The sequence below is a fragment of the Kocuria rhizosphaerae genome (assembly GCF_044462265.1).
GTDB lineage: Bacteria > Actinomycetota > Actinomycetes > Actinomycetales > Micrococcaceae > Kocuria > Kocuria rhizosphaerae.
Genome location: NZ_JBISWL010000057.1, coordinates 1 through 6,619 on the forward strand (window position 1 = coordinate 1; position 6,619 = coordinate 6,619).

Below are 6,619 nucleotides of genomic sequence, written 5' to 3' on the forward strand. Positions count from 1 at the left end.
GCCGGCCGTGCCGTGGCGGCGTTGTCCTAGCCGAACGCCGCCTCCAGGTCGGCGCAGTTCCGGAACGGTGTCAGCGGAGCCGCCGGGACGACCGCGTGACCGGCCTTCCGCAGGGCCGCACCCGCCTTGCCCGTGTGCACCGTCCGGTGGTGGACGCTGATGTCCAGTGCCTGGCCGCCCGCGAGGTCGACGCACTTGCGGAAGCCCACCGGATTGCCGAGCGCGTCGACCTGCAGGCCCAGCACGAGCATGTGGTTGTGCGCCGGCGGCGGTCCCGGCGGGGGTTCTTCGTGATCGTGCGCCGAGGCGGTGCCGGCGAGTGGTCCCAGCAGCAGCGCCGCGACAGCAACCCCGGCAGCGAGTGTTCTCTTCATCGCAGTTCCCCGTTCTTCCCCCGTGCCGTCATCCCCCGGATGCGCGGCAGGACACGGCGGAGGTCGCCGTGTGGCTCGAAGGCTACCCCGCTGATTTGCAAAAGCACCAGGGATTCCGGAAGGTTGCGGGAACGTGACCGTCCCGCCCCCGGGGGACCCGGCCTGGCCGTCCCCTCCCCCGGGCGGGACGGGCTCAGAAGGCGACGACCTTCGGCACGCCGAGCGCCTTGAGGCCCTCCACGCCGAACTCCACCCCGAAGCCGGAGCCCTTGATCCCGCCGAACGGCATGCGGGGATCCACCGCGCCGTGCTTGTTGATCCACACGGTGCCGGCCCGGACGCGGGCGGCGACCTCGCGCGCACGGTCGGCGTCCGAGCTCCAGACCGAGGCGCCGAGCCCCGCGTCGAGGCGGTTGGCCATGCGCACGGCGTCGTCGACCGAGGAGTACTTCACGATCGGCAGGGCGGGCCCGAACTGCTCCTGGGTCACCAGGGGGTTGTCGTCGTCGAGGTCGGCCACGAGCGTGGTCGGGTAGAAGTGGCCGGGCCGGTTCTCTTCGGGGTTCCCGCCGATCAGGACCCGGCCGCCGCCGGCTCGCGCCTGCTCGACGAGCCCGGCGACGATCTCGAACTGGGCCCGGTTCTGCAACGGGCCCAGCACGTTGCGCTCGTCCCGCCCCTCGCCCATCGGCATGGCGGCGGCGACCTCGGTCAGCGCCTCGCACACGTCGTCGTAGACGTCCTCGTGGACGTAGAGGCGCTTGAGGGCGGCGCAGGTCTGTCCCGTGTTGATGAACGCGCCCCAGAACAGGCCCTCGGCGATGGCCCTCGCGTCGGCGTCCGGGAGGACGATGCCCGCGTCGTTGCCGCCGAGCTCCAGGGTCAGCCGCGTCAGGGAGTCCGCGGCCGAGCGCATGATGGCCTTGCCCGTGGCGGTCGAGCCCGTGAACATCAGCTTGTCCACTCCGGGGTGCCCGGAGAGCGCCGCGCCGACCTCCCGGCCGCCCGGGACCACGGTGAGGAGGCCCTCCGGGAGCGCCTCGGCGAGGACGTGTGCCAGGGCCAGCACGGACAGCGGCGTGTACTCGGAGGGCTTGGCCACCACGGTGTTGCCCATCCGCAGGGCGGGGGCGATCTGCCACACCGAGATCATGATCGGCCAGTTCCAGGGGCTGATCGCGCCGACGACGCCCACGGGCTCGTAGCTGAGCACCGCCGTACCCGACTCGTCGTCGAAGAGGGTCTCCGGTTCCAGCGGCAACGACGCCGTGGCCCGCAGCCACGCGGCGGCGGCGCCCACCTCGAACAGGGCGTTGGGGCCGTTGTGGACCGGCTTGCCCTGCTCCCGGGAGAGCAGCTCCGCGAGTGCGGGCGCGGCCGCCTCGATCGCGTCGGCGGCCCGGTGCAGCACGGCGCAGCGTTCGGCGTCCGGGACGGCGGCCCACTCCGGCTGCTTCTCGCGGGCCCCGGCCAGGGCGCGGTCCAGGTCGGCGACCGTGGACTCGGGGGCCCGACCGACGAGCTCCCCGGTGGCGGGGTCGAGAATCTCCCGGCCCGAGGGGTCGGTGATCGCGGCGAGCAGTTCGGCGCAGCCGGTGGTGGGGGCGGTGACGGTGGTGCGGTTCATCGTGGCTCCTTCGGGGCGGGCGGATGCTCCTTCCATGGTGATCCAGGGCACATCGGGACGCCTTGTCCGGGAGAGCACGGCTCTTGTCGCTCAGCGCGCGATCGGCGCCGCTGCACCGGACCGTCCGCGGCCCGGGCCTGACGATCACGTCGACAGGGGCGTCACGTCCTCGCCGTCCGAGGCCTGCAGCTGCCCGAGGTGGCGGGCCTTGAGCTGTCGGTAGACGGGCATGAGGTCCGCCGCGCCGTAGGCGGCCGTGGCCGTCACGGGGATGCCGGCGTGGCCGTGCTCGGCCAGCAGGTCCTCGAGCTCCTGTTCGTGCCGGGCCAGGATCACCTGGTTGAAGTAGCCGTGGTGCAGCAGGGCCGCGATGCCGGCGGCGTAGGCCCAGGTCGGGGAGCCCTCGTCCAGCGGTGCGTCGGGGTCCTCCCAGTCGGCGGGCCCGCCGGTCGCCGTCAGTTCGGAGGCCAGGGCGTGAGCCAGGGCGTCCTGCCGGAAGGACAGTCCCAACTCGGCGACGTCGTCGACGATCTCGAAGCGGTCCACGCACAGACCGGATGCCGAGAGGGTGTCGCGCAGCAGCCGGGCGTGCACGGTCAGGTCGGTGGAGGTCATCGCCGTCTCGCTTCCTGGGGGTGGGGGGAGAAGCAGACCGGAAGATCTATTCATCAGCATACGTGCTACTGATGAGTCGGTAATTCGGCCCGCTGTCCACACAACAGCCCACAGGGCGCCTGGTCCCCACGCGGGGCCGCCGAGGACGCGGCGGTTCGGGCCGGACGAGCGGGCGGTGCCCGGGGCGTGGCCCGGGGGGCGGGGCTGTGTCCCCGCCTCAGCCGCTGACGGCGGGGGCGGCGCCGATGTAGCGGCGCTCCAGGATCTGGCCGGCGAGGAACCGCGCCACGTCCGCCCGGGTCGCGCACGGACCCACCTCGTCCCGGCCGAACAGCCCCACGCGCTTCAGCCCCCGGGGCTGCCCGCCGTGCACGAGGAGGCAGCGCACGAGGGTCCAGTCCAGGCCGGAGGACGTGACCGCCTCCACGGCCCCGGCCATCTCCCGGTGCCCGCGGGGATGGGCGAGGAGTGCCAGGTGCAGCGGGGCCCGTTCGAGCAGGGACAGCCGCTCCTGCGGACCGAGCGAGCGGCAGCTGCCCAGGCCCACGTAGCGGCGCACCCCGTGGCGCTCCATGGCCCGGAGAATCTGCCGTGTGCACTCCGCAAGGCTCGCGTGGGCGGGTACGCCCGTCCGGTCGGGACCCAGGACGCTGATCACGGCCTCGCTGCCCGCCACGGCGGCCTCGACGACCGCCGGGTCCGCCGGGCTGCCCGGGACCACGGCCACCTCCCCGGGCCAGCCGCCCGGCACCGGCGCGGACGCGTCCGCATGGGCCACGACCTCGTGGCCGCGGAACACCAGGTCCTCCACGACGTGGCGGCCGAGCGCGCTCGCGGCGCCGAACACGGTTACCCGCATGATGTTGTCCCCCCTGCTCATCGTCCTCCCGGCCCGTCAGCGGGCCGGGAGGACGCCCTGCTTGAGCCACCCCCGTGACTATGTGGCAATGCTAATGCAAATTCATGGGGCAGGGGATCGGCTGTTAAGGGGACAGGACGGCGGAGGCGACGGAGCCGGAGATCCACGAGTTCCCGTCCCTCCCCGGGACGCTGCGAGGACCGCTCGGGTCGTGCCGGTCAGCCGACCAGGTGGCCGTCCTGGACGGCGAACTGCACGGTGCTCGTGCCCGTGAGCCCCGTCAGACGGGTGACCGTGACGACCGCCGTGCACTGCCCGTCGGGCAGGGTCACGGCCCCGGAGGCATCCAGGGATCCCTCCACCGGTTCGGTGAGCGGCGCGCCGGCGACACCACCCGACGTTCGTCCGATCCGGCCACGCCGGGCGGATTCGGACGGGAGGGCCAGGGAACGCTCAGCGGGTCGCGGACCGCCGGGAGCGGCGCCGTGCCCCGATCGTGCGCGCGGCCGGCACGGCGAGCAGGACGACGACGGGCGCGACCACCCACGGCTGCTCCAGCCACGCCCACACGACCGCCATGCCGACCGTCCCGTAGACCACACCCCAGATGAGCGTGCCCACGAGCATCGCCGGGATCCAGCGGCGCAGGGGCATGCCGGTCACGGCGGTGGTGAGGATGACGGCGGTCTGCAGCCCCACGGTGAGGAAGCAGGCGGGCACGGCCAGGACGCCCCAGCGGTTCACGAACTGCTCGGCCCGGCGGTAGACGGGGGTGTCTATGACGCGGCGGACCCGGTCGACGCGCCGCCCGCCCCGGACCGCCAGGCGGCCCAGGACGAAGACGACCGTGGTGCGGACGACGCCCACGGCCCAGAAGAAGAGGATCCCGGCACCGAGGGGGAGGGACTCCAGCCATGCCTGCACCCGCCCAGTCTAGAGAGCAGCGGCGACGCCGGCCGACGACAGGTCGTCAGCGGACGGGGGACGTGCGGGCCCCGTTCCCCGCGCCCGGTGGGTTACCCTCGCCCTGGATCCGCCCCGGACAGGAGCGGGCCGCCCCGAGGAGGACGCATGAGCGTGGACATCGACGAGCACGGGACCGTGACCGCCAACGGACGGACCGTGGACTACCCGACGGCCTACGGCTGGTGCCTGGACTCGCCCGAGACGATCACGGAGCTGGTCCTGGACACCCAGGCCTTCGCCACGGTGATCGCGGAGGCCGAGCACGCCGGGCCCGAGGAGCAGGCGGCCGCCGTCCGGCGGGCGTTCGAGGCCGGTGTGCCGCGCACCCCGGGCGCCGGCTGGCCCGCCGCGCCGCCGCGGGAGCCGGCGCGGGAAGAGGCGGCGGGGGACTCCCGCCGTGGCGAGGCGGACCCCGGAGCAGCCCCCGCCCGGTCCGGCTAGCCCTCGCAGGCCACGCCCTCCGTCCCGCCGCGGTCGAGCGCGGGGCGGTAGCCGGGGTCCCCGGAGCGAAGGGGCGCCGCACCGGCCTCCCGGACCGCCGCACAGTTCTCGTAGTACACCCCGGCCGCGGTGGAGGGCCCGGCGGGTTCCGGCGCGGCAGCTCGGGCGTCGGGCAGCGCCTGGCCGGGGCACCCGGCCAGGACCCCGGCCATGGCGTCCCGTTCGTCAGGGGTCACGGAGAGCCCGTACCGGGTCTTCACGGCGATCTGGACGGCCACGTACTCGCACCGGAACTCCTGCCGGGGCGGCAGCCACGCCGCGGCGTTCGCCGCGGACTTCTCCCCGTTGGTGGGCCCGTCCACCGCCCGCAGGTTCAGGGGGTCGTTGGCGAGGGCGACGCGTTCCGCCCGCGGAAGCCGGTCGGCGCCCGAGACCCACGCGTCGTACAGCGCCACCACATGGTCCACCTGCACCTCGGCCGAGGTCAGCACCCCCCGCTGGAAGTCGATCGTGTCCCCGGTGTAGGGGTCCTCCAGGGTGCCCGAGAGGACGGTGCAGCCGCCGTCGTCGACGACCTCCCCGGTGAGGTCGCGGGCCAGGACGTCGTTGCGGGCGTCGCAGCCGTTGCCGTCGGGATCGGCCCAGGCCCCGAACCGGTCCAGCCGGTCGTAGCCCTCTCCTGGTCCCGCCGGCCGGACCGACAGGCCGTCCAGGGCCTGCTCGGCGGGGGAGACGTCCTCGACGGGCCGTGGCCCGCAGCCGGCCAGCAGGCCGAGCGCGAGCAGCGCGACCGTGAGCGGAACTCCCGGCCGGCCACCCGCTCGCGCGGCCGGGCGCGGGGTCACGGCCTGCGGGCGGTGCCACCGAGCCGGTGGGAGACCTCGTCCGCGGCGTGGCGGCACGCGTCGACGAGCAGGGCGAGCTGATCCTCGCTGACGCGGTAGCGGGGCGCGGCGACCATCACGGCGGAGACGAGCTCGCCACGGTGGTCGTGCACGGGCGCCGCCACCGCGACCTCGTCGACGGCGGTCCGCCCGTAGTTCACCGCCGCCCCCTCGTCGCGGACCCGGCGCAGGTTCTCCAGGTAGTCGGCGATGCCGGCCTCCGTGGGGTCGGGGTGCTCGATCGTTCCGGCGAGCACGAGCGCCCGCACGCGCTCGGCGGGCTGGACGGCGAGGAAGACCTGCACGGAGGCGCTGAGCGCGGTGTTGAAGCGCACCCCCAGGGGTGACGTGTGCTTGATCTGGCGGCGGCTGGGGATCTGCTCCACGCACACGCACTCGACGCCGTTCCAGAGCATCAGCGCGCTGGTCTCGCCCGTCTGCTCGGCCAGGGTCTGCAGCACGGGGTAGGCCACCCGCCGCTCGTCCAGGTCCGCCAGGAGGGGGCCGGTCACGGAGATCAGGCCGAGTCCCAGGGAGAACCGCCGGGTCTGCGAGTCCCGGGCGACCAGCTCCTCCTGCTCCAGGACGGCGAGGATGCGCGAGACCGTGCTCTTGTGCAGACCGACGCGGCCGGCGATCTCGGTGACCCCGAGCGACGGCTCGTCCACGGAGAAGCAGCGCAGCACGCTGATGGCGTTGGAGACGACGGACGCGGCGCGCGCCTCGCCCGGGGACGAGTGGTTCTCAGGTGATGACGTCATAGGACCTCTCATTCTTCCCCATCCTCGTGCCCCTTCCGGTCACCGGGTCCCGGAACGCGAGACGCCGGGGGCGGCACCTCCTGGAGGTGCCG

The 6,619-nt window shown here is 74.1% G+C and carries 9 protein-coding genes; 1 reads left to right on the forward strand and 8 read right to left on the reverse strand.

What is annotated here, in order from left to right; all coding sequences use genetic code 11:
- Positions 1-26 precede the first annotated feature (26 nt).
- The 6 genes from ACH9EU_RS06830 to ACH9EU_RS06855 all read right to left on the reverse strand — a co-directional run bounded on the left by ACH9EU_RS06830 (position 27) and on the right by ACH9EU_RS06855 (position 4,399).
- A complete protein-coding gene (locus tag ACH9EU_RS06830) occupies positions 27-374 on the reverse strand; it encodes a hypothetical protein (protein WP_396413191.1) in 348 nt (115 codons plus the stop codon).
- Between the two features lie 193 nt (positions 375-567).
- Positions 568-2,001: an aldehyde dehydrogenase family protein gene (locus ACH9EU_RS06835; RefSeq protein WP_396413192.1), complete on the reverse strand. Its 1,434-nt coding sequence runs from the start codon at positions 1,999-2,001 to the stop codon at positions 568-570.
- A 144-nt stretch (positions 2,002-2,145) separates the two neighbouring features.
- Entirely contained in the window at positions 2,146-2,616 is a 471-nt protein-coding gene (locus ACH9EU_RS06840; RefSeq protein WP_396413193.1) for a hypothetical protein, read from the reverse strand.
- A 217-nt stretch (positions 2,617-2,833) separates the two neighbouring features.
- A complete protein-coding gene (locus ACH9EU_RS06845) occupies positions 2,834-3,475 on the reverse strand; it encodes an NAD(P)H-binding protein (protein WP_396413194.1) in 642 nt (213 codons plus the stop codon).
- Between the two features lie 218 nt (positions 3,476-3,693).
- Positions 3,694-3,837 carry a hypothetical protein gene (locus ACH9EU_RS06850; protein WP_396413195.1) on the reverse strand — a complete coding sequence of 48 codons (144 nt, stop codon included), beginning with the start codon at positions 3,835-3,837 and terminating at the stop codon, positions 3,694-3,696.
- A 91-nt stretch (positions 3,838-3,928) separates the two neighbouring features.
- Positions 3,929-4,399: a hypothetical protein gene (locus ACH9EU_RS06855; RefSeq protein WP_396413196.1), complete on the reverse strand. Its 471-nt coding sequence runs from the start codon at positions 4,397-4,399 to the stop codon at positions 3,929-3,931.
- Positions 4,400-4,546: 147 nt separating this feature from the next.
- Here ACH9EU_RS06855 and ACH9EU_RS06860 point away from each other — a divergent pair, with 147 nt between their 5' ends.
- Positions 4,547-4,882: a hypothetical protein gene (locus ACH9EU_RS06860; RefSeq protein ID WP_396413197.1), complete on the forward strand. Its 336-nt coding sequence runs from the start codon at positions 4,547-4,549 to the stop codon at positions 4,880-4,882.
- Here ACH9EU_RS06860 and ACH9EU_RS06865 read toward each other — a convergent pair.
- On the reverse strand, positions 4,879-5,727 hold the full coding sequence (locus ACH9EU_RS06865) for a GmrSD restriction endonuclease domain-containing protein (RefSeq protein WP_396413198.1): 849 nt from the start codon (positions 5,725-5,727) through the stop codon (positions 4,879-4,881). The genes ACH9EU_RS06860 and ACH9EU_RS06865 overlap by 4 nt on opposite strands.
- The gene (locus ACH9EU_RS06870; RefSeq protein ID WP_396413199.1) at positions 5,724-6,527 is read right to left on the reverse strand and encodes an IclR family transcriptional regulator domain-containing protein; all 804 of its coding nucleotides are present in this window, start codon (positions 6,525-6,527) and stop codon (positions 5,724-5,726) included. Before ACH9EU_RS06870 ends, ACH9EU_RS06865 begins: the two co-directional genes overlap by 4 nt.
- Positions 6,528-6,619 lie beyond the last annotated feature (92 nt).

Coding starts and splice junctions, on each gene's coding strand:
- ACH9EU_RS06830 (WP_396413191.1), bottom strand. CDS start 374: ATGAAGAGAACACTCGCTGCCGGGGTTGCTGTCGCGGCGCTGCTGCTG.
- ACH9EU_RS06835 (WP_396413192.1), bottom strand. CDS start 2,001: ATGAACCGCACCACCGTCACCGCCCCCACCACCGGCTGCGCCGAACTG.
- ACH9EU_RS06840 (WP_396413193.1), bottom strand. CDS start 2,616: ATGACCTCCACCGACCTGACCGTGCACGCCCGGCTGCTGCGCGACACC.
- ACH9EU_RS06845 (WP_396413194.1), bottom strand. CDS start 3,475: ATGCGGGTAACCGTGTTCGGCGCCGCGAGCGCGCTCGGCCGCCACGTC.
- ACH9EU_RS06860 (WP_396413197.1), top strand. CDS start 4,547: ATGAGCGTGGACATCGACGAGCACGGGACCGTGACCGCCAACGGACGG.
- ACH9EU_RS06870 (WP_396413199.1), bottom strand. CDS start 6,527: ATGACGTCATCACCTGAGAACCACTCGTCCCCGGGCGAGGCGCGCGCC.